This is a genomic window from Streptomyces sp. NPDC041784, assembly GCF_055591025.1.
In genome coordinates this window covers 37539-61944 of sequence record NZ_JBVJAB010000017.1, presented here as the reverse complement: position 1 = coordinate 61944, position 24406 = coordinate 37539, and the positions used below count along the sequence as shown (strand labels likewise).

Sequence of the window (24406 nt, the reverse complement as noted above, 5' to 3'; positions counted from 1 at the left end):
AACAACCCCCCCCCCCCCCCCCCCCCCTCCCCCCACTCCCCCCCCCCCCCCCCCCCCCAACCCCCCCCCCCCCCCCCCCCCCCCCCCCCCCCCCGGGGCCGACCCGTTCGTGGCACGTGGCCGGTCAGAGCGGGTTCACGCGGTACATCGGGAAGTAGGAGCCGATCCTGCCGTGCGCGTAGTCGTCGGCCAGCTCGGGCACCCGGTCGAAGTCGTAGACCACGTCCGACCCCTCCGGCGCCATCCAGCCCTCCGCCTCCTGGAAGTCCCGGATGCCCGGCGAGTCCGGCAGCCGCCACACATGCGTGTTCACATGGATGTGCCGGCTGATGCACTCGGCCCCCCGCAGATGGGACAGACGCATCCCCGCCTTCCAGCCGCACGTGGTGACGACCCCCTCACGGGCCAGCGCCCGCAGGGTGACGTCGTACAGCGGCTCGCCGATGTTGTCCACGAAGACCGCGACCCCGTGGCCGTCGCTCAGCCCCTCGACGACACCCAGGAAGTCCTCGACCGACGTCCGGCGCCGCTGGTGCCGCTCCCGGTCCGTGCGTTCCTGACGGGTGGGCAGCGAGAGGTCGGGGAACCGGCGGCGGTCCACCGCGACGATGCCGTTCTCCCGCAGGAAGGCGATCCGCTCGTCCGAGCCCGCCGTCATCGCCACCCGGAACCCGGCCCGCTTGGCCAGCATCAGCTCGGCGAAGGCCACCCCGCCGCCCCACCCGAACACCAGGTGGTTCGCCGGGTCGTCGTCGGGAACCTGCGTGCGCCAGCAGCCGTACGCCTTGCGCCAGTTGTCCCAGGCGGTGAAGTACCGCCCGTACGTGGCCCACTGGGGCAGCGAGTACGCCGTGCCCTCCGGGATCGGCAGCAGCAGCCGTACGTCCATCTTGGACCGCTCGGCCAGCAGGCCGATGGTGTGCGGGGCGTCGTAGGCGTAGGCGAGTTCGGCGTAGCCGAAGCGGTCGAGCTTGCCGAAGGGCAGCAGCAGACACAGGTCCCCTTCACGGACCTGGACGTCCCGGCCGCCCGCGTTCACCTTGAGCACGCGCACCACGCCCAGGTTGCCCAGGACCACCGCGTCCTCGCCGCGGCTGCTGCACACGTCGATCGGTGAACGGGCCAGCGCGTGGTCGATGTTGGCCTCCCAGGAGCCGAGGATCGGCTCCACCAGCGCCTCACCCTCCTCCAGCGGGCCGAAGGTGAACAGATCGCGCCGCAGCGCCCCGCCGGGTCCGCCGTCGTGCGGGCCGGCCACCGCACCGGAGCGCAGGACCCAGGCTTCTGGTGAGTAGATGACAACCTCCTGTGATCGAGTACGTTCGCCGGGTTCCCGGTGCGGTCAGAGGGCCGTCGCCGGTACCCGGTAGCCCACCGAGACACCGCCCCACGCCTCACCGGCGCCGTAGGCGACGGCCCCGAGCCGGCCCGCGGCGGGCAGCGCCCCCGCGTCCAGCTCCTCGGCGAACGCCAGCGGGATCGACGCGGACGACGTGTTCCCGGAGTTCTCGATCCGGTTCACGAAGGGCACGCCGAGATGGGTGGTGAAGCTGCGGACCTGCTCCAGGATCCGGCCGTTCGCCTGGTGGCCGACCAGGACCGTCGGCGCGGGCCCGTGGTCGAAGAGGTACTGCGCCGACTCCGACATCCGGCGCACGGCGCGGTCGTACACCTGCATCCCGTCGAGATGGATGCCACCCGCGTCCGTCTCCCGCATGAGCGCCTCCTGGGAGCCGTCGCAGCCCGCGATCTGACGGAAGCCGGCGAAATCCGCGCGGTCCTCCAGCAGGACGGCCGCGGCGCCGTCGGCGAAGATGCACGCCGTCTGCCGGTCCGTGCGGTCCACCAGCCGGGACATGGCCTCCACCGAGCACACCAGGACCGACCGCGCCGATCCCGCGTCGCACAGGGACAGCCCGGTGACCAGCCCGTAGACGAAGCCGCAGCAGGCCGCGTTCATGTCGAACGCCAGCACCGAGGGCGCCAGCCCGGCGAGCTGTGCCACCTTCTGCGCGATGCCCGGGACACGCCGGCGCACCGAGGTGCTGACGACGACCAGGGCGCCGATCGAGGACGGGTCGTCCATCCTCGTGACGATCGGTGCGCAGGCCTCCGCCGCCACCTCCTCCAGCGGGGTCTCGTCCGGCAGCCAGGAGCGGGCGGCGATGCCGCTGCGGCGCCTGATCCACTCGTCCGTGAGACCGATCGACGCGAAGTGGTCGTTGTCGATCGTCCGGCCCGGCTTCGCGGTGGCGAGGTCGACGATGCCCGCGCTCATCCCCGGCTCGCCAGCTTCACGAAGTAGGCGCTGAAGTCGTCGAGGAAGGCGAACCCGGCGGTCTCCTTCAGATCGCCCTTGAGCTGGAGTTCGCGCTCCAGCTGCTGGTGGAGCTCGACCAGGTCGAGGGAGTCGAGGTCGAGGTCGGCGACCGGCCGGGAGAGGTCGTCGGGGCCCAACGACGGGTCGCGCTCGCGCAGTTTGGCCAGCATGGTGTCCGCGATACGGCTTTCGATGTCGCTCATGTTCCTTCTCCGTGCAACTGACTGGGTTTGCGGATGCTTCGGGACGGCGGGACCGTTCGGCCCCTCGGGACGGCGGGGCTAGTCGGCCGCCAACCGGTACAGCACCTCGCCGGACTTGAGGATCGTGCCGACCGTCGCGGAGTGGGCCGTGACCCGGCCGCCGCGCTCCGCCACGATCTCCGTGCTCGCCTTGTCGGTCTCGACGACCGCGATGACGTCCCCCCGCTCGACCCGGTCGCCGACACCGGCGACCCACTCGATCAGCAGGGCCTCGCCGAGGCCGTGTCCGAAGCCGGGAACGTGCATGTCCATGGGGGAGTCGCTCACTTCATCATCACCAGAACCTCGTCCTTGATCTCCTGCACACCGATCAGGTAGTCCTTCTCGAAGTCCGCCGGGGGATACGCGCGGCGGTCGGGGGCCAGCCGCCGGATGGGGCCCCGCAGCGCGTCGAAGCCGTGCTCGGCCACCGACGCGGCGATCTCGGCCCCGATACCGACGTCCTTCGACCCCTCGTGCACGATCAGCAGCCGCCCGGTCCGGGCGACGGACCGAAGGACCGTGTCCATGTCGAGCGGGGCCACCCACCGCAGGTCCACCACCTCGACGTCGACCTCGGGGCTGAGCGCGTGTGCCGCTTCCAGCACCTCGTTCGTGACGGCGCCGAAGGTGGCGATCGTCAGATCCGCGCCGCGCCGCACGACCCGTGCCGCGGTCGGCGACGCCGCCGGCCCGGGGTCCCGGACGGGGGTGGTCCGCCGGTAGTACAGGCGGATGGGCTCGTACATCACCACGGGCGAACCGAGTGTCACCGCGTACCGCAGGATCTGGTCGGCGTCCTCGCCCGTGGAGGGGCAGGCCACCGACAGGCCCGGGGCGCGCGCGAACAGCGCCTCGTTGGACTCGCTGTGGTGCTCCACGCCCCGGAAGCCACCGCCCGTCGGGATCCGCACCACCAGGCTCGGACTGACCTGGCCGTTCCACCGGCCGCCGATCCGGGCCGCCTGGGTCACCAGCTGGTTGACCGCGGGATAGGTGAACCCGTCGAACTGGATCTCGCAGACCGGCACCAGCCCGCTCATCGCCATCCCGACGGCCTGGCCGACGATGGTGGACTCCGCCAGCAGCGAGTCCCGCACCCGGTCCCCGCCGAAGCGCTCCCGCAGACCCCGGGTGACCCGGAACACGCCGCCGAGGCGCCCGATGTCCTCGCCGAGCAGCAGCAGTCTCGGATCCTGTTCCAGCAGATCGGCGAGGGTCGCGTTGATCGACTCCGCCAGACCGGCGGACCGCACGGTGCTCGTCACGCGTACTCCTTCATCAACCGCTCCCGCAGCTCCTGTACTTCCGCGCCTACGGCGTCGAGCCACGCGGTGTCCACCAGCCCCAGGTCCTTCAGCCGGTCCGCGTAGGCGGTCACCGGGTCCGCGGCCTTGGTCCGCGCGATGTCGTCGCGGCTGCGGTAGACCTCCTGGGCGTCGGAGGTCGAGTGACCGTGGATGCGCCCCACCTGGATCTCCACCAGATACGGCGCCCGCTCTCCGCGCACATGGGCGGCGGCCCGCGCGCACGCCGAGAAGACGGCCTCCGGGTCCTGACCGGAGACCCGGACGGCCTCGATGCCGAAACCCCGGGCGCGCTCGGCCACCGAGGTGCGCATCTGCTCGTCGGCGGGCTTCGAGATGGCCCAGCCGTTGTTCTGGCAGACGAACAGCACGGACGCCGACTCGACGGCGGCCAGGTTCATCGCCTCCGACATGTCGCCCTCGCTGGTGGCGCCGTCGCCGACGTACACGACGACGAAGTCCTCCCGCTCCTGCAGCCGCTGCCCGATCGAGTACCCGACGCCGTGCAGCGTCTGCGCGGCCAGCACCAGCGTGTACGGGAAGAACCGCAGCTCGCGCGGGTCCCAGCCGCAGAACGTCCGGCCGGCCCACTGCGCGACCAGCTCGTCCGGGCGCACGCCCCGCAGGAGGGCGACCGCGTGCTCCCGGTAACTGGGAAAGACCGTCGGGTCCGGGCCCACGGCGAGCGCGGAGCCCACCTGGGCGGCCTCCTGCCCCTGACAGGACAGCCACAGGTCCAGCGCGCCCTGCTTCTGGAGCTGACGGGCCTCCTCGTCGACGCCTCTGGCCACGAGCATGTGGCGCAACAGGGACCGCCGGGTGTCGTCGCCCGGATCCAGTTCGTGCTCGGATTCTGACTTCAAGATCATTGATCACCAGTCGTAGGTTCGTCGGTGAGCTGTCTGTCGTCGGGCCGCACGCGGCACCCCGGGGCTCCGCACGCCGAAGGCGCCGCACACCGGCGGCCGGGCACGGGAACACCTGGGGGAACAGCGAACTGGTGTTCACCCAGCGAGAGTTGAGGGGGGAGGCGCGGCCCCGTCACCGACGGGTCCGTTCCCTCGGTCCCCGAACCTCTCCGGCTGTCCCGGCCGCCGTGGGCGGACGCCCGCCGTGCTCCCGGTGCCCCGCTGCCCGGTCCCGGCGCATGGCGCGGCCGACGGGCACGCCCGGCACGAGGTGCGGGGCGGCGGATGGCTACCGGAAACGGTTGCGGAGAGGGTGGGTTACGGCTTCACGACCGACGGCGCGAGCGTGCCGCACGGCACGACGCGGCCTGGTCCACGGCGGACCGGGTCGGGTGGTGCGGGTGCCCGCGTCGGGGACCCGGCACGACCGGGTCCGGCGGAGAGCCTGATGGTGCGGCCGACGTCGGGCATCGGCACAGTCAACTGAGCCATCACTTCAGTTCCTTCCCCCGTCACACGGGTAACACCCGTGCTGTCATGCAGCCTAACGGAGCCGTCGCGCACAGCGCATCCCGTGCCGCCGACCTCCGGCACACGCACAGCGTGGCCTTACAAAGCGCTATATCCGCTGCTTACTGGTCAGATCCACCAGCCGGCGCGCGACCGCGTCGGTCACCTCCGCGTGCCGGTCCACGAGATAGAAGTGCCGGCCGGGAAAGACGACCGAGTCGAAGGCGCCGGTGGTGTGTTCACGCCACGCGTCCGTGTCCTCCGGCGACACCTTGGGGTCGTCCGTGCCGTTCAGCACGGTCACCGGGCAGCTCAACGGCGCCCCCGGCTCGTAGCGGTAGCCGTCCACCGCCTCGTAGTCGGCGCGGATCACCGGCAGCGCGAGCTGCACCAGCTCCTCGTGCTCGAAGACCCGCGGGTCGGTGCCGCCCAGCGCCTTCACCTGCTCGATGAGCGCCTTGTCGTCCAGCAGGTGACTGAACTCCCGCCGGTGCCGGGACGGCGCGTTGCGCCCGGAGACGAACAGCGCCAGCGGCGGACGGCCCATGGCCTCCAGCCGCCGGGCCACCTCGAACCCGAGCACCGCCCCCAGGCTGTGCCCGAACAGCGCCATCCCGCGGTCCGTCCACGGCACCAGCTCCGCGACCAGCCGGTCGGCCAGCTCCGCCATGTCCTTGACCAGGGGGTCGTGCCGCCGGTCCAGCCGGCCCGGGTACTGCACCGCGAGGGTGTCGACGTCCGGGCCCAGCGCCCTGGCCAGCTTGGTGTAGAAGGCCGCCGACCCACCCGCGTGCGGAAGACACACCAGCCGGACCGACGCGTCGGGCGCGGGCGCGTACCGTCGTATCCAGGGCGAGTCGGCGGGGCTGTCGAACGCGGTCATGTCACTCCTCGGTCGTGTGGTGCCGTTCCACCGGCGAGAGGCGTCGCCCGGGCGCCGCACCGGGCGTCCCACCACCGACAGGCGGCCGGACTCCCCGTCACAGCACAGGTTCTGACGCCGTCTCGCACGGAGAACCCGCAGGCCTCGGATGAGGCACACGGCTCCACCGTACTGGGTCGTGACGAACAAGTGATCTACGGTTCTGCGATCAAGGGCGTTCCGGTGGGTGTCGTTCCGGTAAGGGGCGCCCGCGGCTTGCGGCGCCCTACCGTTCGCGCTCGCCCCATCGGGCCCGCGGCTCCCGCTCCGGTTCAGTCGATCACCGCCGCCCGCACACACAGCACGTCCGGCAGATGGGAGGCGAGCTGCCGCCAGCTGTCGCCGTCGTCGGCCGAGGCGAACACCTCGCCGTTGCGGTTGCCGAAGTACACGCCCGCCGGGTCCGCGTCGTCCGTCCGCAGCGCGTCCCGCAGCACCGTGCCGTAGTGGTCCTCCTGCGGCAGGCCCGCCGTGAGCGGCTCCCAGCTCTTGCCCGCGTCCGCCGTACGGAACACCCGGCAGCGGTGGTCGGCGGGCACCCGGTCCGCGTCCGCGTTGATCGGGAAGACGTACGCCGTGTCGCCCCTGTGGGGGTGCGCGGCGACGGCGAAGCCGAAGGTGGACGGCAGGCCCTCGCCGATGTCGGTCCAGTGCCCGCCCGCGTCGTCGCTGCGGTACACACCCCAGTGGTTCTGGAGATAGAGACGGTCGGGGTTCGCCGCGTCCCGGGCGATCTTGTGCACGCACTGGCCGAACTCCGGGTTCGGATCCGGCAGGAACACCGCGGAGACACCGGAGTTGGACGGCTCCCAGCTCGCGCCCGCGTCGGTCGTACGGAACACCCCGGCCGTCGAGACCGCCACGGTCACCGCACGCGGGTCGCGCTCGTCGGTGAGGACGGTGTGCAGGCCCTCTCCGCCACCGCCCGGCACCCACTGCGAGCGCGTCGGATGCTCCCACAGGGGGCGGACCAGCTCGAAGGTCTCGCCCCGGTCCTCGGAGCGGTACAGCGCGGCAGGTTCCGTACCCGCGTACACCACGTCCGGCTCGGCGGCGGCCGGGTGCAGCTGCCACACCCGCTCCAGCGAGGCCTCCGTGTCCTGCGGGAACTTGACGGCCGGCTTGGCCGGTTCGGTCCAGGTGCGGCCGAGGTCGTCGGAGTGGAACACCGACGGGCCCCAGTGCGCGCTGTCACCGCCGGCCAGCAGCCGCGGGCGGGCGCCGCGGGTGTCGATGGCGACCGAGTAGATCGCTTGTGCGTTGAAGTAGGGGGATTCGTCGAACTCCCAGGCGCCACCGCGCCGGCGCCCGATGAACAGGCCTTTTCGTGTGCCTACGGCGAGCAGTACCCCGGTCATGCCGATCACCTCCGCGACATCTTTGTCCCAGACACCGGCCAGTCTGCACCCCGCCACTGACAGTCACCTCCGGGAACGGTGTCGTCGCAGGTCACAGCGGCGACGGCGGGCGGCGACCGCATGACGTCGGCCACCTTCGGGCGGACACCTGCGCGCGCCGTCGGGCGCGTGGGACCGTCGCGACGAGCGACTCGTCCTGAGCATCGGGACCGCCCGCCCCGTATGGGAGGGCGGTCCTGGATGTTCGCGCGTTCATGAGGAGGATGCCTTCGATGGCGTTCCGTGGTCCGAAGGTGTGGCTGTGGCGCTGGCGGCGCAACTCGCTCAAGCGTCGCGCCGACACGGTGGAGGCCTGGGTCGTGCTCGGCGTGTGGGCGCTGACAGTCCTCACCGGGGTCCTGGCCGGATGGGTGGTCGCCGGGTCCGTCGAGCAGGGCCTGGCCCGGGAACGCGTCGAGTGGCGCCCACTGGTGGGCCGGCTGACCGAACCGGCGCCAGGGAAGGCCACGGGCGGCTCCGCCGGGGGCGACCAGGTGTGGGCCAAGGTCGGCTGGACCGGCCCGGACGGCTCCACCCACACCGGCCAGGTCCGGGTCCGCTCCGGCAGCCCCACCGGCACGGCGGTCACCGTCTGGACGGACCGACAGGGCCGCCTGGTCTCCGAGCCGCCCACCCCCGCCCAGGCCCGCCTTCGCGCGTCCCTGGTCGGCGGCCTGGCCGGCGTCGGCACCGCGGCCTTCCCCTTCGCCGCCGGCCGCCTCCTCCGAGGCCGCCTGGAACGCCGCCGGGTCGACCAGTGGGACACGGACTGGGCCCACTTCGACGCGGTATGGGGACGACGCATGGGCTGACCCCACGATGGCCTACGTCGCCGAGCCGAGCCGACACCTCGGGCGAGTCGAGCGGGGTGTGCGGGACTGACGGGTGCCGTGTGGCGCCGTAGGGTCGGTGAGGCTGGGGTGGCCACGGGCAGGAGCTGCGTGGCACGGCACGCCGGCAGGCCGCAACAAGCCGATGGGGCCGGGGCGCGCTGACGGGTCCCGCAGGGTGACAAGCGGCGCGTGCCCGCGCGGCGGCACGGAGCCCGTGGGGCTGATCGGGCCGTGCGCACGCTCGACGGGGCCGCGTGATCGCGACGTGTCCATTCCCGTCCGAGCCCCAGGAAGCAGGCTGGTTAGAGATCAGTCGCTGACGGTCAGACCAGCCCCTCCACGGCCTTTGCAGGGCGCTGATGGTTGGGGTCGGTTGCTGTACTTCGCTGCGGTACGGCAACCGCCTGGGCCTTGCTCATCCATGTAGCGGCAAGCTCGCTTCGTCGTCGCTCATCGCGGTGTAGATGGTGAGGCAGGATGCGACGACGTCGACCTCCGAAGGCCCTGTGATCCGGAGCCGCACCAACGCGGGGAGATCGGAAGAGCGGTCGATGAGACCGATGGCATCGTCAGGCCATGGGTGTGGCAGCCGCGGTAGGTACTCCACCAAGATCTCGTCGATGAAGGAGCCCTGGACCGCGATCAAATCTCCTGTCTCGACGTGGTGCAGACAGGTAAGCGAGATCACGACGTCTGGCTTGTGCGGACCCTCCCTGAGGAAGACATCCACACAATCACCGCCGTCCACGGCCCCGAACGAGACCCGTTCGACGAAGTAGCTCACGCATGGGGCAAGCATGCGGGCTGCTCTCAGGCAGCGGTTCTTGACGGCATCCTCTGCCTCGACTGCGTCGTCACTCATGGCGTGAGGCTAGGGTCCACTGCTGGCCGCGTCGACTCCGACAATCAGTTTCGCCGCCCTACAGCACCCGTCCTACTCCTCCGGGTCCCACGCGCGGAGCAGGTCGAACAAACCTGCGTCTCCCTCGATCTGCAGGGAGTCCGCCGGTATACGGTCATACACGAAGAGAACCAGCTCACTGGCCGTGCCGCGAACGGAGACGCCAGCCGCGTTCGGGCCCTCGTCGGCAGCGGCGACAGGCGTCGTGCCGGGCCCGGAGATTCGGGTGGAGCGTGCGCCGTCGCCGTCGACCGTGAGGCGCCAGGAGTGGCCCTCGGTGGCGTGGAAGTCGAAGGCAGTGGGCTTGTGCGGCCAGGCACTCGTCGTTGCGACGCAGGTGAACAGGAACTCCTCGACACCGTCGAGTGCCACCTCATCCGGCAGCGGCTCCGGGGCACCCACAGTGACCTGGGCGTCGTAGGTGTGCACCGCGATCTGCTGGAGCTGGTGCCGGGCGACGGCGCCACAGGTCTGCGGCGACTGGGACGCACCCCACCACGTCCAGCAACCGCGATCCGGTCCGGCCTCCCGCAATGCGTCCAGCAGTTGCTCCGTGGACTCCGCCAACCAGGCCAGCAGGGCCTCGCCCTCCCGAGGCGCAGCCGGGGCGCCCTCCGCCGCGGACTTGGCCGGAGCAGGCCCTGCGGCGACGGTGGCGGCCCAGACGCGGCGCCCCTCGCCGATGTGCTGCGCCAGATCGAACAGCGTCCACTCGGGGCAGGTCGGCACCTGCACGTCGAGGCTGGGCGCGGAGGCGACCGCGGCGCGGAAGGCGCTCGACCGTTCGTCGATCAGTCGCAACAGAGCGGGGAAGGTAAGTGTCGTTGTCACATGGACTCCCTATCACCGTGTTCCGACAATCGGACATTGATTTTCACAGCCGAGGCGGCGAGCGCGCGGCACGGGCCGGGCGCCCTCAGATGACGCCGTGTCCACATTCTGAAACGATCAGTGAGTCACGCAACGCCGCACCGGCAAGGCCTCATCAGCCACTCTTACCGTGCCCGATTCGAGGTTTCCGATTGACTCGCGGGTCTGGCTCCGACACTCGCCACGATGTGCCGGCACTCGCATACGTCGCCCCGTCCATCCCGGAGTCTGAGCGCCCCCGCCGGAGGCATGGTCTTGAACCCGTGAAGAAGGTTGTCACTCAGTCGGTCTCTTGGGGCTTGTCCGGTCCCGGTAGATGCTTGACACTTCCGTCCCAGCTGACGGATGACAGCGGTCGTGATCGGCTTTTCCGTGCACGTCGTTGCGGCGGCCGTGTGCGAGCTGCGGCGTGAGCATCCGCGGTGGGGTCCGCGGCGGATCGCTCATGTGCTGGAGGGTTCCGGAGCGGTGAGTCCGGCGCTGTCGCGGATGACGGTGTATCGGAGTCTGCGTTCACCCGTGTCCGTCTCTGATCTGGGGCAGTTGGCAGCCCGGGGAGGACGTGCGGGCGGGCCGTCTCCGCTGCCGGTCGGTGACGGGGCGGCCTTCGAGGTGGACCGGGTGGTGAACGACAGCGGTGGCGGGCATCAGGTCTTGGCGGCGGAGATCCTGGGTGGCCGCCCGGTGGGCATCCAGACGCTGTCGTTCGTCGATCCGTCCTCGCGGGAGCGCCGTCATGTTCTCCTCTCCGGATGTACTCCACGTGGGCTCGGGGGACGCGTCGGTCATGTACTGGTGGCCGTCGGCCGGTCGCGGAGCAGGCGGAGTGTGATGAAAGGGCCTAGAAGGAAAGACTCCGTTCCAGGATCCCGTCCACGTCCGCCCCCTCCGGCAGTGTGCCGAAGGCGTAGCCCCAGTCGCCGGCCAGGCGCGTCGCGCAGAAGGCGTCGGCGACGGCGGGCGGGGTGTGGCGGACCAGGAGGGAGGCCTGGAGGGTGAGGGCCATCTGCTCCACCAGACGGCGGGCCCCCGCCGGTGTCGCCTCGCCCAGCCGGGTCCGCAGTCGTGCGATCGCCGCGTCGAGGCGGGCGTCCGCTCCCTCGGCCAGGGCCAGTTCGCCGAAGAGGGCGTCCGCGGTGCCCGGCTCGCGGGTCAGCGCCCGCAGCACGTCGAGCGCGTTGACGTTGCCCGAGCCCTCCCAGATCGACAGCAGGGGCGCCTCGCGATAGTGCCGGGGCATGCCCGAGTCCTCCACGTACCCGTTGCCGCCCAGGCACTCCAGGGCCTCCGCGGTGAAGGCCGGCCCCCGCTTGGTCACCCAGTACTTGCCGACGGCGGTCGCGATCCGCCGGAAGGCCTGCTCACCCGCGTCCCCGCGCACCGCCCGGTCCGCCGCGCCGGCCAGCCGCAGCGTGAGCGTCGTCGCCGCCTCCGACTCCAGCGCCAGGTCGGCCAGCACGTTGCGCATCAGCGGCTGGTCCCTCAGCAGCGCGCCGAACGCGCTCCGGTGCCGTACGTGATGGCCTGCCTCGACGAGCGTCTTGCGCATCAGCGTCGCGGACGACATCACGCAGTCCAGACGCGTGCAGTTGACCATCTCGATGATGGTCTTCACACCCTGCCCCTCGGGCCCCACCAGCCAGGCCACCGTCCCGTCGAACTCCGGCTCGGACGACGCGTTGGAGCGGTTGCCGAGCTTGTCCTTCAGCCGCTGGACGCGGAACGTGTTGCGGCTGCCGTCCGGCAGCACGCGCGGCACGAGGAAACAGGACAGCCCGCCGGGAGCCTGTGCCAGGACGAGGAACAGGTCGCACATCGGCGCCGAGGTGAACCACTTGTGCCCGCGCAGGGTGTACACCCCGGGCTCGGCCGTCGGCGTGGCCGCCGTGGTGTTCGTCCGGACGTCGGAACCGCCCTGCTTCTCCGTCATCCCCATCCCGGCGAGCAGCCCGCGCTTCTGCGTCGGCACCCGCAGCCCCGGGTCGTACTCCCGGCCGGTCAGCAGCGGTTCGTAGACCTTCGCCAGCTCGGGCTCGCGGCGCAGCGCGGGGACGGCCGCGTACGTCATGGACGTGGGGCAGCCGTGCCCGGCCTCGGTGTGGCCCCACACCAGCCCGCCCGCCGTCCGGGCCACATGGGCACCGGGCCGGCCGTCCGCCCAGGGCGCCCCGGCGAGCCCCTCGGCGACGGCGACCCGCATCAGCTCGTGCCAGCTCGGATGGAAGTCGACCTCGTCGACACGATGGCCGTACCGGTCGTGCGTGCGCAGCACGGGCTCGTGGCGGTTGGCCAGCTCGCCCCACTCCTGCGCCTCGGGACCGCCGGCCAGCCGCCCGATCCGGCGGACGTCCGGCTCCGCCCACCCGGCGCCTTCCCGGCGCAGCCCTTCCAGCAGAGCGGCGTCGGCGGAGGCGTCGTAGGGCGCGAGGGGCGGCGGCTGGTTGGTCACGTCGTGCGTGGCGTACGGCGGCGACTGCGCGGGTGTCGAGGTCATGCTCACCATGTTGCACTCACGCTGCGGTCGTAGCAATAGTGCAACATCGAACCGTGGCATGGAGCAGGCGTGCATAGAGCAGGCGTGCATCGAGAGGGGCGACGTGCAGAGGGACGTACAGTCGTGGCCATGCGGATGAACGTCTCGGCGGAACCCGGCGGGGTCGACCTGCGGCCGCTGTCCGCGCGGTCGGTGGTCCTGAGCCTGCTGCTCGGCACGCACCCGCCCGAGCTGCCGGCGAAGGACCTGGTGCGCGGAGTGGAACCCTTCGGCGTCGGCGGGTCGACGGTACGGGCCGCGCTCAGCCGGATGGTGGCGGCCGGTGACCTGCGGCGCGCGGACGGCGTCTACCGGCTCAGCGACCGGCTGCTGGAGCGCCAGCGCCGCCAGGACGACGCCGTGAGTCCGGACACGCGCGCGTGGGACGGCGACTGGGAGACGGCCGTGATCACCACGATCGGACGCGGCCCCGCCGAACGCGCCGAACTGCGTGCCCGGTTGACGGCCCTGCGGCTCGCCGAACTCCGCGAGGGCGTCTGGCTGCGGCCCGCCAACCTGCGCCGCCCCTGGCCCGCCGGTCTCGACGAGGTGCTCCAGCGCTTCACCGCACGCCCCGCACGGCCCGCCCGTGAACTGGCCGCCGACCTGTGGCCGCTGGACGCCTGGGCGGACACCGCCAGGGCCCTGCTGGCCCACGCCGAGCACGCCCGCCACCCCGCCGACCGCTTCACCGCTGCCGCGGCGGTCGTACGGCATCTGCTCGCCGACCCCGTGCTGCCCGCCGCGCTCCTGCCGGCGGACTGGCCCGGTCCGGCCCTGCGGGCCGCGTACGAGGAGTACCGGCGCGACCTCACCGCCGCGACCCTCGGCGCATAGGAGCGGCGGCCGTGCGAAGCGCCGTGCGGGGGCGCTTCGTACGGCCGCCTTCACCGTGGGGGACGGTGGTGGGGGGACAGCTGTGGGGGAGGGAGGGGCTACATGTAGGTGATGTCCGAGGACGCGTACTTGCAGTACGTCCCGTCCGCGCTGGTGCCGTTCGTGGTCGGCTCGGCTCCCGTGTTGTTCCCGATGTACTTCTGGCACGGGATGATCTTCTTGCTGCTGTCGCCGACGATCGTGATCTTCTTCAGGGTCGCGCTGTCGCCGTAGTTCGTGTTGATGCCGACGAGCCTGCTCCCCGAGTAGGTCGCCTCGATGGTGTTGAGGTTGATCGTCCGCTTGTACTGCGTCGAGCAGTTGCCGCAGGAACGGATGAACGTGCCGAAGTTCTGCACCGCGAAGTTGGAGACGTTGAGCGTCCCGGCGCCGTTGAACTGGAACACTTTGTCGCTGGCCGACCGCGCGCCACCGCCCGAGACCGTGTACACGTTGGACGATGACGAGCCGCGGAAGGTGGCGGCGTCCTCGCCGACGTCCTCCCACCAGACGTTCTGGAGCGTGCAGCTGCCCTTGCAGTGGATGCCGTCGGCGGCGGGGGCGCCGATGATGACGTTCTTGAGGACGGCGCCGGCCGCCAGTTCCAGGATCGGCCCCTGGTCCTCGTCCTGGCTGCCGCTGCCCAGGTCACCGGTGCCGTAGAGGCGGATCATCCCGTAGTCCTTGGTGCCGGACACCGGGATGGTGGCGGAGACCGCCTGGCTGCCGGTCGCGGTGGGCCAGGTGGCCGCGCTCGCCGGGGTGAGACTGCCACTGGTCATGATCATGCCAATTGACATGCTGACCGCGGCCAACGAGCCGGTCAGTGCGCGCCGGCGGGCGCGCGGTCGGGTCGCAGAAGTCATGTCCCGTTCCTTCTGTGGTGGGGGTGGGGCCGTCAGGGCTTCCCGGCGCCCGCGCCGGACGTCACCGAGGCGACGACGGACGAGGCCGGCTCGGCGGTGTAGCCGTACGGCGGTTTCGTGAACGTCCCGACCTGCGAGACCTCGGTCGCGGCTCCGCCGAGGTCGTTGCCGGTCAGGTTGGCGTACCCGTCCACGTCGCTGCTGCGGTTGGTGGTCACCGCGACCGGGGTGTCACGGAAGACGTTGTTCTCCACGAGCATCTGCGCGCCCATCCGCGAGTGCACGGCCGTCTCGGCGCCCACGACGTAGTTGTCGTAGAAGTGCCCGGTGCCGAAGCGCAGGCTCGGGATGCGCGAGTAGACGTTGCTGAACAGGTTGTGGTGGTACGTCACCCTCAGATGCCCGGTGTCCTCGCTCGCGTTGTTGTCGCTGTGGCCGACGAGCGAGCCCTTGTAGTGCTCCTTGAAGGTGTTCCAGGAGACCGTGACGAGGTCGGAGGCGTGGTTGACGTCCAGCAGACCGTCGTAGTGGTCCTTGTCGTGATCGCGGTCGGCCGAGAAGGAGTTGTGGTCGATCCACACCTTCGTGGACCGCTGCACCTCGATGCCGTCGGCCGGCGCGAGCGGCTTGCTGATGTTCAGGTTGCGGATGACGACGTTCGTGACGTTCTTCAGCCGCAGCCCGCCCCCGGTGAACCCGGAGGACGAACCGACGCCCAGGACGGTGGTGTTGGACCCGATGTCGACCTGACCGCTCAGCGAGATCAGGCCGTTGACCTTCACCACCTTCGCCGTGCTGCCGGTCACGGCGGTCTGGAACGCGGCGAGCGTCGAGACGGTGACCGCCGTGGTGCTGCCGCCGCCGGTCGTCCCGGCGCCGAACCCGACCGGCGAGGGGTCGGCCGCGCCGGCCGGCCGGGGGAGGGCGAGGACCGCCGCCGTCGCGAGTGCGGCGGTCGCCGCGACGAGAGTGGTTCTTTGCGCGTGTGTACGTGGGGGGCCTGTACGCATGCGGGTGCGTCCCTTCGAAAGGACTGGGTGAACGCATATATGAACAACGTGCGCCATGTTGAACGCTGTGCAGAGTGCAGTGCTGCCTTTTAGGGACCTTGGCGAGCGGTTCGGTCACACTGTTGAACGGAACGTAGGGGGCAAGCGCTTTCTAGTCAACGCTTTGCGCAGAACACATTCGGCCACCCGTCCCGCGACAGGAGCATTCGGGAAGATGGCGTGGGAGCGCTTCCATGGCGGGCATGCGCATGCCACCATGCGATGCGGACGCTTCCCTTCATGACCTGTCGGAGAGGGGCGAGTCGATGCCGACTCCGCGCACGTACACGCGCACGCGTACAGGTACAGGTACAGGTAACAAGAACCGCTGGCACGTCTACTTCACCACCGCCGACACGGCCGGCGCGTGGAGCCTCGGACGCACCAGCTTCACCGACTGGTCGCAGGCCGCCTCCGCGCCGCAGACCTTCCTCGACGCCGACCCGAACATCGGCGACCGGTACGCGGCCGCGCCGCAGGCCTTCTCCTTCGCGCCGCAGAAGACGTGGTACATGGTCCACCAGACCGGACCACCGTCCTACTCGACCACCAAGGACCCCTCGAACCCCGCCAGTTGGAGCCCGTCGAAGTACTTCTTCGACAGCGGCGGCTACCTCATGCTCGTCGAGGCCCTGGCCACCGGCTCCGACTGGCGCCGCTACTTCCGCGCCTGGACCGCCGACCGCCTCGACGGCACCTGGACCCCGCTGGCCGACACCGAGGCCAACCCCTTCCTGCGCCCCACCAACGTCGCCTTCGTCGCCGGACAGCCCTCATGGACCAGGGACTTCAGCCACGGCGAGATGATCCGCGACGGCGTCGACCAGACCCTCACGATCGCCCCCTGCCGGCTCCGCTACCTCTATCAGGGCATGGACCCCGCCGCAGGCAGCGACTACTCCCGACTCCCCTGGCTCCTCGCCCTGGTGAGCCAGGCCAGCTCCGCCTGCTGAATCCGCTCCACACGTACGACGTCCCCCGAGCCGCTACCAGAAAGGGACCGGCACGTGTCCAACTCCCCCGGGAGAGCGCTGCGTTCGTTACTCGGCGCCCTCGCGCTCCTCCTCACCGCCGCCCTGCTCACCGCACCCTCCGCCGCCGCCCGGACCGGAGCCGCCGAGGCGCCCGTCCCCGCCGCCACCCTCACCGAGGTCACCGGCTTCGGCACCAACCCCAGCAACCTCCAGATGTACGTGTACGTCCCGGCCGGGGTCACCGAACACCCGGCGGTTCTGGTCGCCGTCCACTGGTGCGGCGGGTCAGGCCCCGCGATGCACTCCGGCACCGAGTACTCCCAACTCGCCGACCGCTACGGGTTCGTGATCGTCTACCCGTCCGTCACCCGCAGCAGCAAGTGCTTCGACGTCTCCTCGCCCCAGGCGCTCCGGCGCGGCGGCGGCAGTGACCCCGTCGGCGTCAAGTCGATGATCGACTGGGTCACCGCCCACTACTCCGCCGACACCGCCCGCGTCTACGCCACCGGTATCTCCTCCGGGGCGATGATGACCAACGTCCTGCTCGGCGACTACCCGGACGTGTTTGCCGCCGGTGCCGCCTTCGCCGGAGTGCCCTTCGGATGCTTCGCCACCACCGACGGCTCCGAGTGGAACAGCGCCTGTTCCGGCGGCACCGTGATCCGCACCGCGCAGGCGTGGGGCGACCTGGTCCGTGGCGCCTACCCCGGCTACAGCGGACCCCGGCCGCGGATGCAGCTGTGGCACGGCACCGAGGACGACGTGCTGCGCTACCCCAACTTCGGCGAGGAGATCAAGCAGTGGACCGACGTACGGGGCCTGAACCAGACCCCGGCCGCCACCGACTCGCCCGCCGCCGGCTGGACCCGCACCCGCTACGGCGGCACCGGTGACCAGGCCCCGGTCGAGGCCATCAGCCTCCAGGGCGTCGGCCACAACCTGTACGCCTGGGGCATGGCCGCTCGCGTGATCACCTTCTTCGGCCTCGACAGCTCCGGCCCCGTACCGGAGCCCGAGCCCGGCAGCTGCAAGGTGACGGCCACCACCAATGCGTGGAACACCGGGCTGACCACCTCCGTGACCGTCACCAACACCGGGACGACGGTGGTCGACGGGTGGCGGCTCGGCTTCACCCTGCCCTCCGGGCAGACCATCACCAACGGCTGGGGCGCCACCTACACCCCGGCCTCCGGAGCGGTGACGGCGGCCAACGCGACGTACAACGGCACGATCGCGCCGAACGCGAGCGTCACCATCGGCTACCAGGCGAACCACACGGGCAACAGCGCGGCGCCCGGCGCGTTCACGCTCAACGGGGCGGTCTGCACGGCGGGTTGAGACCCACGAAGGTGGGCGGGCGGTGGCCCGGCCCGGCCCCCCCGGGGAAACCGGGAGAGGGGGTTCAGCCCCCGGCACCCCCGAGGTGGTGTGCTAACCCCCTTTCGCCCTTGCCCGCGAGGCATCCGCACCCGGGCCGCGCCAGGACCGGCCTACACGGTCTTCTCGCGGGGCTGCCCGGCCACGTCCTCGGCGAGCGGCGCGGCGGACGGCTTCCCGGCCGAGGCACCCCTCGCGGGAAGGTGGTTGAAGACGAGATTCAGCACGATCGCGGTCACACAGCCCGCGCTGATCCCGCTGTTCATCACCGTCTGGAACCAGTCGGGGAACTTCGCGTAGATCGTCGGCACGCCCACCGGCAGCACGCCCATCGCGACCGAGACCGCCACCACCGTCAGATTGTGGTTGCCCTTGAAGTCGACCTCGGCCAGGGTGCGCAGTCCGCTCGCCGCGACCGTCCCGAACATCACCAGACCCGCGCCGCCGAGCACCGGCGCCGGAATCGCCGCCACCACCGCGCCCAGCTTGGGCAGCAGCCCGAGCAGCACGAGGATGCCGCCCGCGGCGGCCACCACCCAGCGGCTGCGCACCCGGGTCATGCCGACCAGGCCCACGTTCTGCGCGTACGCCGTGTAGGGGAAGGTGTTGAAGACACCGCCCAGGACGGTGGAGAGGCCGTCGGCGCGCAGTCCGTCCGCGAGCGAGCGCCGCTCGACCTTGCGGTCGGTCATCTCGCCCACCGCGATCAGGTCACCGGTCGTCTCGGTCATCGTCACCAGCGCCACGACCAGCATGGAGATGACGGCCGAGGTCTCGAACGTGGGCGCGCCGAAGTGGAACGGCGTGCTGACCCCGATCCAGTCGGCGTCGCCGACCCCGCCGAAGTCCGTGAAGCCGAACGGCACCGCCACCGCGAGCCCCACCGCGATGCCCACCAGCACTGCGATCCGGCTCAGGAACTCCGGCGCGAACCGCTGCACGCCGAGCACCACCGCCAGCACGAACGCGGCGAGCGCGAGGTTCTTCGGCTCCCCGAAGTCCGCCGAACCCACGCCGCCCGCGGCCCAGTTGCCGGCGACCGGCAGCAGCGAGAGGCCGATGATCAGGATCACCGTTCCGGTGACCAGCGGCGGGAAGAAGCGCAGCAGTCTGCCGAACACGGGCGCCAGCAGCACGATCGCGAGGCCCGCCACGATCACCGAGCCGTAGATCGCGGGCAGTCCGCCGCCCGTCGTCCCGATCAGCACCATCGGTGACACGGCGGCGAACGTACAGCCCTGCATGATCGGCAGCCGCACCCCGAAGCGCCAGAACCCGACGCACTGGATCAGCGTGGCTATGCCGCACACCAGCAGGTCGGCGGTGATCAGATACGCCAGGTCGGCGGCCGACAGCTTCATCGCGCCGCCCACGATCAACGGTACGGCGACCGCGCCCGCGTACATCGCGAGCACGTGCTGAAGTCCGAAGGCGGCCAACTGCCGTACGGGTGGTACCTCGTCGACGGGATGGACGGGCGCGGTCGGGCTGGTGGTCATGGGCACTCCAGAGCGGCGGAGGACGGAAGAGGGTGGAAGGGGAGGGCAGGGGACGGCAGGGGAGGGCAGGGCAGGGGACGGCAGGGGACGGCAGGAGAGGGCGCGGGCGGGGGCGAGATCCGGACAGCACGAGACCGTACGACGCTTACACAGAATGTTGATTTCGCCGGTGTTGCCGGTGTGTGACCCGCTCAGCGGCCCGCGGCCGCCCACAGGGCTTCCCAGTCCGGCAGTTTCACCACGTCCCGCCCCAGGGAGGCGCCGAGCGCCGCCTCGGCCCGCTCGATCGCCAGCCACCCGTCCCATCCGACCGGCTCGGCCCCGGCGTCCCGCAGCGGTGGCAGCACGTCGCCGGGCACCGGCCGGGTGACGAGGGCGGGGGCGTCCTCGAGGAGGGAGGCCACCGTCTCCTTCGCGCACGGCCGGTTGCTGCCGATGACACCGGTCGGGCCGCGCTTGATCCAGCCCGCCACGTACTCGCCCGGCGCGACCGTGTCCCCGCGCAGCACCCGGCCGGCGCTGTGCGGCACCGTGCCCCGCTGCGTGTCGAACGGCAGCCCCGCCGGCGGCACCCCGAGATAGCCCACCGACCGCAGCACCAACTGCGCCTCGATGTCCTCGAATCGGCCGGTGCCCGTCACCCCGCCGTGCCCGTCCGGCGTGGTCCGTTCGAACCGCACCGCGCCCACCCGGCCGCCGTCCGCGAGCAGTTCGACCGGCCGCAGGAAGAACCGCAGCCGGATCCGCCGCCGTACGCCCCGCGAGGGCAGGGCCGTCCAGCCGCGCAGCACCTCGACGTTGCGGCGCTGTGCCGGGGGCAGCCCGGAAGGGTCGCCGTACGCCGGGTCCAGCGCCAGCTCCGCCTCGTCCACGGACACGTCGGTGTCCGGCAGCCCGCCCAGCTCCCGCAGCTCCTTGGTGGTGAAGCGGGCCTGGGAGGGGCCGCGCCGCCCCACCATGTGGATCTCGGTCACCCCGCTCGCGGCCAGCGCGGACAGGGCCGCCTCGGGCATGTCCGTGGGGCTCAGCTCGGCCTCGCCGCGGGCCAGGATCCGGGTGACGTCCACCGCGACATTGCCCACGCCGATCACTACGGCCGAGCGGGCGCCCTGTACGAAGCCGCCGGCGACGGTGTCCGGGTGGGCGCTGTACCAGGACACGAACTCCGTCGCCGACCAGCTGCCCGGCAGTTCCTCGCCCGGGATGCCCAGACGCCGGTCGGCGGAGGCGCCCACGCAGTACACGACCGCGTGGTACAGCTCGCGCAGCCGGGCGACGGGCACCCCGTCCGCGCCGACCGGCACCCCGCCGAGGAAGCGCACCCGCTCGTGCTCCAGCACCGTCCGCAGGTTGCGCTGGAGCGACTTGATCTTCTCGTGGTCCGGGGCGACGCCGTACCGCACCAGGCCGTACGGGCACGGCAGCCGGTCGAGGACGTCGACGAGCACCTCGGGATCCTGCTGGACCAGGCACTGGGCGGTATAGACCCCGCTCGGCCCCGATCCGACGACGGCGACACGCAGCACGGCGGTACCCCTTCCCCCACGGGACGGAGGAGATCGCTGGTGCCTCCAGCATCGCACCGCCGGTGCTCCGCTGACAGGGTGCCGCGCCTGTGGGACCCGTGCGTTCCGTTCGGATGGAAAGTGATCATGGGATTACGTTGCGTGTGCGCTGGAAGCGTCGTTTCTCGATCTCTCCGATCGGTCCGCCGAGGACGGCACGGTGGCCGTGTGGCCGCCGTGGGAGGTGCGGGAAGGTGCCGGTGCCACGTCTCCATCGAGGACGTCCGCGCCGAGCCGGCCCTCTCCCTGAAGGGGCGGTCCGGGGCGGTCCCTGCGCCTGATCGCCCGGGCGGCGGGACGCCGGCTGTCTGGCGCCTCGTCACGCCAGGCGTTGAGCGAGCGGATCGATGGCTCGGCGCATCGTTGGTCCGGCGGATCAGCGCATCCCACGCATCCGGGTGATCTCACTCGTCTGCTGGGCCACCACGTCGTCCGCCATCTCCTCGATCAGCAGGTTGTTGCCCTGCGCCTTGACGTCCGTGGCCATGGTGATCGCTCCCTCGTGATGGGTGATCATCAGGGTGAGGAAGAGGTCGTCGAACGCCTTGCCGTCCGCCGCGCGCAGCTTCGTCAGCTGAGCCTCGGTGGCCATGCCGGGCATCGCGGTGTGCGTGTGGGTGTCGGCGGTCTCCGCCTTGCCGTGCGTGGTCAGCCAGCCCCGCATCGCCTCGATCTCCGGGCCCTGTGCGGAGGAGATGCGCAGGGCGAGGCGTTTCAGATCCCCCGACCGGGCCCGTTCCGGCACGAGTTCGGTCATCTCCAGGGCCTGGCTGTGGTGCTCGATCATCATCCGGGCGAACGACACGTCAGCCGCGTTCGGGGTGTCGTCCTCGGAGCGCTGAGCTGCCGCGTCCTCGGCGGAGAGCGTCCTGTTCGCCTCGCCCGGCCGGCCCGGCGCGATCACCGAAGGTCCGCTCGCCGCACCCGACTTGGGGTCCGTGTCCGAGTCGCAGGCGGCGAGGGCCAGGGCGAGCAGCGCGGCCGCGGTGACGAGCGATGCGCGGCGGTTGAGCACAACGACCTCCAGGGACGAGGGGGTTGGGGGACGGACCGTTCACTGGGGGATCTTTGCCCTACTGATCAAAATCATTCATGACGAATGCGTTGCCAACCTTTGTTCTGTGCATGATGAAGACGATACTTCGGAGCACCGTGAACCGTTCCCGAGTGAACGGCAACAAGGGAGGATGCAGTGACCCTGTTGAACGATCCCCGAACGCGGCGCAGACGCATGGGTGTCGTCGCCGCCTGTACCGGGCTCCTGGCCGCGCTTCTCACGGCGGTCCCGGCGGCCGCGACCCCCGACCCGGGGGACGTCCCGACCGCCGAGCGCGAGGTCTCCCAAGGCGTCCAGGCCGAGGCGGCCGAGGCGATCGCCGAGGGCGAGATACCCGGGCAGGACGAGATCGTCCACTCCGACAACATCCAGCACCTCGTGAACATCCCCAAGGACGTCCTGCCGGGCACCAACTCGGACCTGGCGTTCCAGGGCAAGTACGCCTTCGCCGGCAACTACGACGGCTTCCGCATCTTCGACATCAGCGACCCGAAGGCACCGAAGACCGTCTCGCAGGTCCTCTGCCCCGGCTCGCAGAACGACATCTCCGTCTCCGGAGACCTGCTCTTCCTCTCCACCGACTCCTCGCGCAGCGACAGCAGTTGCAACAGCACCACGCAGCCCGCGACCGAGAAGTCCTCCTGGGAGGGCATGAAGGTCTTCGACATCAGCGACAAGGCGAACCCGAAGTACGTCGCCGCCGTCGAGACCGCCTGCGGCTCGCACACCCACACCCTGGTGCCCGAGCGCAAGAACGTGTACGTGTACGTCTCCTCGTACTCGCCCAACGCCACCTACCCCGACTGCCAGCCCCCGCACGACGGCATCTCCGTCATCAAGGTGCCGCGCAAGGCCCCCGAGCGGGCGGCGATCGTGAGCTTCCCCGTCCTCTTCCCGGGCGAGGGCGCGGACGGCGGCGGCAACCCGGGCTCGCCCACCAACCCGGGCGTGTCCAAGACCACCGGCTGCCACGACATCACGGTGCTGCCCGAGAAGGACCTGGCGGCGGGCGCCTGCATGGGCGACGGCATCCTGTTCTCCATCGAGGACCCGGAGAACCCGAAGGTCATCGACCAGGTGCAGGACAACGTCAACTTCGCGTTCTGGCACTCGGCGACCTTCAACCAGAGGGCGAACAAGGTCGTCTTCACCGACGAGCTGGGCGGCGGCGGCGCGGCCACCTGCAACGCGGAGATCGGCCCGAACCGCGGCGCCGACGGCATCTACGACATCGTCGGCAAGGGCGACAAGCGCAAGCTCGTCTTCCGCAGCTACTACAAGATCCCCCGCCATCAGGCGGCCACCGAGAACTGCGTGGCCCACAACGGCTCGCTGATCCCCGTCAAGGGCAAGGACCTCATGGTCCAGGCCTGGTACCAGGGCGGTGTCTCGGTCTGGGACTTCACCGACTCGTCGAACCCGAAGGAGATCGCGTACTTCGAGCGCGGTCCGCTGTCCACCGACACGCTGCGCAGCGGCGGTGCCTGGTCGGCGTACTACTACAACGGTTACATCTACTCGAACGACATGGCGAAGGGCTTCGACGTGCTGAAGCTCAGCGACCGGCGCACGGATCCGGCGAAGCGGGTCCACCTGCGTGAGCTGAACGTCCAGACCCAGCCGGACTACTTCGACTGATCCCCGGCCGGCGGGTCCGTCGGCTCTGGCGGGCCCGCCGGCTGCGGCGGATCCGTCAGCTCCGGGGGATCCGTCGGCCGCGGTGGGTCCGTCGACTCCGGCGGGTCCGTCGCGAAGAAGCGCGACAGGTCCGTGTCACACCTCCCGCCGGGCGCCTCGGCGTCCGGCGGGACCCCCAGCTCCCAGCCCAGCCCGTAGCGCTCGAACAGCTCCGCCCGCATCGCCGCGACCGGCATGCCCACATTGGGCAGCACGATCGCGTAGACGGCGCCCATCAGCACCGAGCGCAGCATCGGGTAGTCGGCGTCCACGTTCCGCGCCCCGTACCGGGCCAGCGTGTCCCGCAGCAGTTCGGCCAGCCGCTGCTGCTCCGCGCAGCGCACGAACCCCTCGGCCTGGAGCAGGCCGGCCATGTGCTGGCGCATCAGCACCGTACGGTTCCCGGCCAGCCCCAGGATCGCGTCGATGGCCCGCGCCATTCGCTCCCGGCCGTCCTCGGTGCGCGGCTCGCGCTCCAGCGCCTCCTCCAGCGTGCGGTGCATCAGCCGGTGCACCGCCGACTGCACCAGCTGGCGCTTGCCGGGGAAGTAGTACGACACCAGACCGCGGGCCGAGCCCGCGCGGTCCGCGATGTCGCCGAGCGTCGTCGCCTCGTAGCCGTGCTCGCTCACCGACTCCACGGCCGCCTGAAGCAGCCGCTCCCGGGAACGCCGTCGCAATTCTTCATTGACCGAGGCGCTGCGCGGGGACATCCTGTAACTC

The 24406-nt window shown here is 71.0% G+C and carries 22 protein-coding genes and 1 pseudogene; 6 read left to right on the top strand and 17 right to left on the bottom strand.

Going from position 1 to position 24406, the window contains the following annotated elements:
* Nucleotides 1-124: 124 nt before the first annotated feature.
* The 8 genes from ACZ6D7_RS31685 to ACZ6D7_RS31650 form a co-directional block, all read right to left on the bottom strand.
* On the bottom strand, nucleotides 125-1258 hold the full coding sequence (locus tag ACZ6D7_RS31685) for a zinc-binding dehydrogenase (RefSeq protein ID WP_469498198.1): 1134 nt from the start codon (nucleotides 1256-1258) through the stop codon (nucleotides 125-127).
* Between the two features lie 84 nt (nucleotides 1259-1342).
* Nucleotides 1343-2278 (bottom strand): 3-oxoacyl-[acyl-carrier-protein] synthase III C-terminal domain-containing protein, encoded by a 936-nt coding sequence (locus ACZ6D7_RS31680; protein ID WP_469498195.1) that lies wholly within the window; start codon nucleotides 2276-2278, stop codon nucleotides 1343-1345.
* Nucleotides 2275-2523, bottom strand: a complete 249-nt coding sequence (locus ACZ6D7_RS31675) for a phosphopantetheine-binding protein (RefSeq protein WP_469498193.1) — start codon at nucleotides 2521-2523, stop codon at nucleotides 2275-2277. Before ACZ6D7_RS31675 ends, ACZ6D7_RS31680 begins: the two co-directional genes overlap by 4 nt.
* Before the next feature lie 78 nt (nucleotides 2524-2601).
* Nucleotides 2602-2850 (bottom strand): biotin/lipoyl-containing protein, encoded by a 249-nt coding sequence (locus ACZ6D7_RS31670; RefSeq protein ID WP_469498191.1) that lies wholly within the window; start codon nucleotides 2848-2850, stop codon nucleotides 2602-2604.
* Entirely contained in the window at nucleotides 2847-3830 is a 984-nt protein-coding gene (locus tag ACZ6D7_RS31665; RefSeq protein WP_469498186.1) for an alpha-ketoacid dehydrogenase subunit beta, read from the bottom strand. Before ACZ6D7_RS31665 ends, ACZ6D7_RS31670 begins: the two co-directional genes overlap by 4 nt.
* The gene (locus tag ACZ6D7_RS31660; protein ID WP_469498183.1) at nucleotides 3827-4732 is read right to left on the bottom strand and encodes a thiamine pyrophosphate-dependent dehydrogenase E1 component subunit alpha; all 906 of its coding nucleotides are present in this window, start codon (nucleotides 4730-4732) and stop codon (nucleotides 3827-3829) included. The genes ACZ6D7_RS31665 and ACZ6D7_RS31660 overlap by 4 nt, the downstream gene beginning before the upstream one ends.
* A gap of 664 nt (nucleotides 4733-5396) precedes the next feature.
* Nucleotides 5397-6170, bottom strand: a complete 774-nt coding sequence (locus ACZ6D7_RS31655; protein WP_469498180.1) for a thioesterase II family protein — start codon at nucleotides 6168-6170, stop codon at nucleotides 5397-5399.
* A 311-nt stretch (nucleotides 6171-6481) separates the two neighbouring features.
* The gene (locus ACZ6D7_RS31650) at nucleotides 6482-7567 is read right to left on the bottom strand and encodes a WD40/YVTN/BNR-like repeat-containing protein (protein ID WP_469498178.1); all 1086 of its coding nucleotides are present in this window, start codon (nucleotides 7565-7567) and stop codon (nucleotides 6482-6484) included.
* Between the two features lie 272 nt (nucleotides 7568-7839).
* Between ACZ6D7_RS31650 and ACZ6D7_RS31645 the strand changes: the two genes are divergently transcribed.
* Nucleotides 7840-8418 (top strand): Rv1733c family protein, encoded by a 579-nt coding sequence (locus ACZ6D7_RS31645; RefSeq protein ID WP_469498175.1) that lies wholly within the window; start codon nucleotides 7840-7842, stop codon nucleotides 8416-8418.
* A 436-nt stretch (nucleotides 8419-8854) separates the two neighbouring features.
* Here the strand turns inward: ACZ6D7_RS31645 and ACZ6D7_RS31640 are convergent, their stop codons facing one another.
* On the bottom strand, nucleotides 8855-9301 hold the full coding sequence (locus tag ACZ6D7_RS31640) for a hypothetical protein (protein WP_469498172.1): 447 nt from the start codon (nucleotides 9299-9301) through the stop codon (nucleotides 8855-8857).
* Between the two features lie 72 nt (nucleotides 9302-9373).
* On the bottom strand, nucleotides 9374-10171 hold the full coding sequence (locus tag ACZ6D7_RS31635; RefSeq protein WP_469498169.1) for a maleylpyruvate isomerase family mycothiol-dependent enzyme: 798 nt from the start codon (nucleotides 10169-10171) through the stop codon (nucleotides 9374-9376).
* Nucleotides 10172-10591: 420 nt separating this feature from the next.
* Here ACZ6D7_RS31635 and ACZ6D7_RS31630 point away from each other — a divergent pair.
* Nucleotides 10592-10720 (top strand): annotated as a pseudogene (locus tag ACZ6D7_RS31630) (helix-turn-helix domain-containing protein); the annotation flags it as partial.
* 331 nt (nucleotides 10721-11051) lie between these two features.
* On the opposite strand, the gene ACZ6D7_RS31625 reads toward ACZ6D7_RS31630, so the two are convergent.
* Nucleotides 11052-12704: an acyl-CoA dehydrogenase family protein gene (locus ACZ6D7_RS31625; protein ID WP_469498166.1), complete on the bottom strand. Its 1653-nt coding sequence runs from the start codon at nucleotides 12702-12704 to the stop codon at nucleotides 11052-11054.
* 129 nt (nucleotides 12705-12833) lie between these two features.
* Here ACZ6D7_RS31625 and ACZ6D7_RS31620 point away from each other — a divergent pair, with 129 nt between their 5' ends.
* On the top strand, nucleotides 12834-13580 hold the full coding sequence (locus ACZ6D7_RS31620) for a PaaX family transcriptional regulator C-terminal domain-containing protein (protein WP_469498164.1): 747 nt from the start codon (nucleotides 12834-12836) through the stop codon (nucleotides 13578-13580).
* 98 nt (nucleotides 13581-13678) lie between these two features.
* Here the strand turns inward: ACZ6D7_RS31620 and ACZ6D7_RS31615 are convergent, their stop codons facing one another.
* A complete protein-coding gene (locus ACZ6D7_RS31615) occupies nucleotides 13679-14485 on the bottom strand; it encodes a pectate lyase (RefSeq protein WP_469498161.1) in 807 nt (268 codons plus the stop codon).
* A 32-nt stretch (nucleotides 14486-14517) separates the two neighbouring features.
* A complete protein-coding gene (locus ACZ6D7_RS31610; RefSeq protein ID WP_469498158.1) occupies nucleotides 14518-15495 on the bottom strand; it encodes a pectate lyase family protein in 978 nt (325 codons plus the stop codon).
* 305 nt (nucleotides 15496-15800) lie between these two features.
* On the opposite strand from ACZ6D7_RS31610, the gene ACZ6D7_RS31605 reads away from it, so the two are divergent.
* Together ACZ6D7_RS31605 and ACZ6D7_RS31600 are read left to right on the top strand one after the other, a co-directional pair.
* A complete protein-coding gene (locus ACZ6D7_RS31605; protein WP_469498155.1) occupies nucleotides 15801-16487 on the top strand; it encodes a non-reducing end alpha-L-arabinofuranosidase family hydrolase in 687 nt (228 codons plus the stop codon).
* Nucleotides 16488-16541: 54 nt separating this feature from the next.
* Entirely contained in the window at nucleotides 16542-17846 is a 1305-nt protein-coding gene (locus tag ACZ6D7_RS31600; RefSeq protein ID WP_469498152.1) for an extracellular catalytic domain type 1 short-chain-length polyhydroxyalkanoate depolymerase, read from the top strand.
* A 152-nt stretch (nucleotides 17847-17998) separates the two neighbouring features.
* Here the strand turns inward: ACZ6D7_RS31600 and ACZ6D7_RS31595 are convergent, their stop codons facing one another.
* The 3 genes from ACZ6D7_RS31595 to ACZ6D7_RS31585 all read right to left on the bottom strand — a co-directional run bounded on the left by ACZ6D7_RS31595 (nucleotide 17999) and on the right by ACZ6D7_RS31585 (nucleotide 21964).
* The gene (locus ACZ6D7_RS31595) at nucleotides 17999-19384 is read right to left on the bottom strand and encodes a nucleobase:cation symporter-2 family protein (RefSeq protein WP_469498150.1); all 1386 of its coding nucleotides are present in this window, start codon (nucleotides 19382-19384) and stop codon (nucleotides 17999-18001) included.
* A gap of 191 nt (nucleotides 19385-19575) precedes the next feature.
* Nucleotides 19576-20910: an FAD-dependent oxidoreductase gene (locus ACZ6D7_RS31590; RefSeq protein ID WP_469498147.1), complete on the bottom strand. Its 1335-nt coding sequence runs from the start codon at nucleotides 20908-20910 to the stop codon at nucleotides 19576-19578.
* 415 nt (nucleotides 20911-21325) lie between these two features.
* The gene (locus ACZ6D7_RS31585) at nucleotides 21326-21964 is read right to left on the bottom strand and encodes a DUF305 domain-containing protein (RefSeq protein WP_469498146.1); all 639 of its coding nucleotides are present in this window, start codon (nucleotides 21962-21964) and stop codon (nucleotides 21326-21328) included.
* 177 nt (nucleotides 21965-22141) lie between these two features.
* On the opposite strand from ACZ6D7_RS31585, the gene ACZ6D7_RS31580 reads away from it, so the two are divergent.
* Nucleotides 22142-23644 (top strand): LVIVD repeat-containing protein, encoded by a 1503-nt coding sequence (locus ACZ6D7_RS31580; RefSeq protein ID WP_469498144.1) that lies wholly within the window; start codon nucleotides 22142-22144, stop codon nucleotides 23642-23644.
* Here the strand turns inward: ACZ6D7_RS31580 and ACZ6D7_RS31575 are convergent.
* Nucleotides 23632-24396 carry a TetR/AcrR family transcriptional regulator gene (locus ACZ6D7_RS31575; protein WP_469498141.1) on the bottom strand — a complete coding sequence of 255 codons (765 nt, stop codon included), beginning with the start codon at nucleotides 24394-24396 and terminating at the stop codon, nucleotides 23632-23634. The two genes, ACZ6D7_RS31580 and ACZ6D7_RS31575, sit on opposite strands and share 13 nt — an antisense overlap.
* Nucleotides 24397-24406: the final 10 nt, after the last annotated feature.

Coding starts and splice junctions, on each gene's coding strand:
- ACZ6D7_RS31605 (WP_469498155.1), top strand. CDS start 15,801: ATGCCGACTCCGCGCACGTACACGCGCACGCGTACAGGTACAGGTACA.
- ACZ6D7_RS31640 (WP_469498172.1), bottom strand. CDS start 9,301: ATGAGTGACGACGCAGTCGAGGCAGAGGATGCCGTCAAGAACCGCTGC.
- ACZ6D7_RS31650 (WP_469498178.1), bottom strand. CDS start 7,567: ATGACCGGGGTACTGCTCGCCGTAGGCACACGAAAAGGCCTGTTCATC.
- ACZ6D7_RS31615 (WP_469498161.1), bottom strand. CDS start 14,485: ATGACTTCTGCGACCCGACCGCGCGCCCGCCGGCGCGCACTGACCGGC.
- ACZ6D7_RS31625 (WP_469498166.1), bottom strand. CDS start 12,704: ATGACCTCGACACCCGCGCAGTCGCCGCCGTACGCCACGCACGACGTG.
- ACZ6D7_RS31575 (WP_469498141.1), bottom strand. CDS start 24,396: ATGTCCCCGCGCAGCGCCTCGGTCAATGAAGAATTGCGACGGCGTTCC.
- ACZ6D7_RS31595 (WP_469498150.1), bottom strand. CDS start 19,384: ATGACCACCAGCCCGACCGCGCCCGTCCATCCCGTCGACGAGGTACCA.
- ACZ6D7_RS31620 (WP_469498164.1), top strand. CDS start 12,834: ATGCGGATGAACGTCTCGGCGGAACCCGGCGGGGTCGACCTGCGGCCG.
- ACZ6D7_RS31645 (WP_469498175.1), top strand. CDS start 7,840: ATGGCGTTCCGTGGTCCGAAGGTGTGGCTGTGGCGCTGGCGGCGCAAC.
- ACZ6D7_RS31680 (WP_469498195.1), bottom strand. CDS start 2,278: ATGAGCGCGGGCATCGTCGACCTCGCCACCGCGAAGCCGGGCCGGACG.
- ACZ6D7_RS31675 (WP_469498193.1), bottom strand. CDS start 2,523: ATGAGCGACATCGAAAGCCGTATCGCGGACACCATGCTGGCCAAACTG.
- ACZ6D7_RS31655 (WP_469498180.1), bottom strand. CDS start 6,170: ATGACCGCGTTCGACAGCCCCGCCGACTCGCCCTGGATACGACGGTAC.
- ACZ6D7_RS31610 (WP_469498158.1), bottom strand. CDS start 15,495: ATGCGTACAGGCCCCCCACGTACACACGCGCAAAGAACCACTCTCGTC.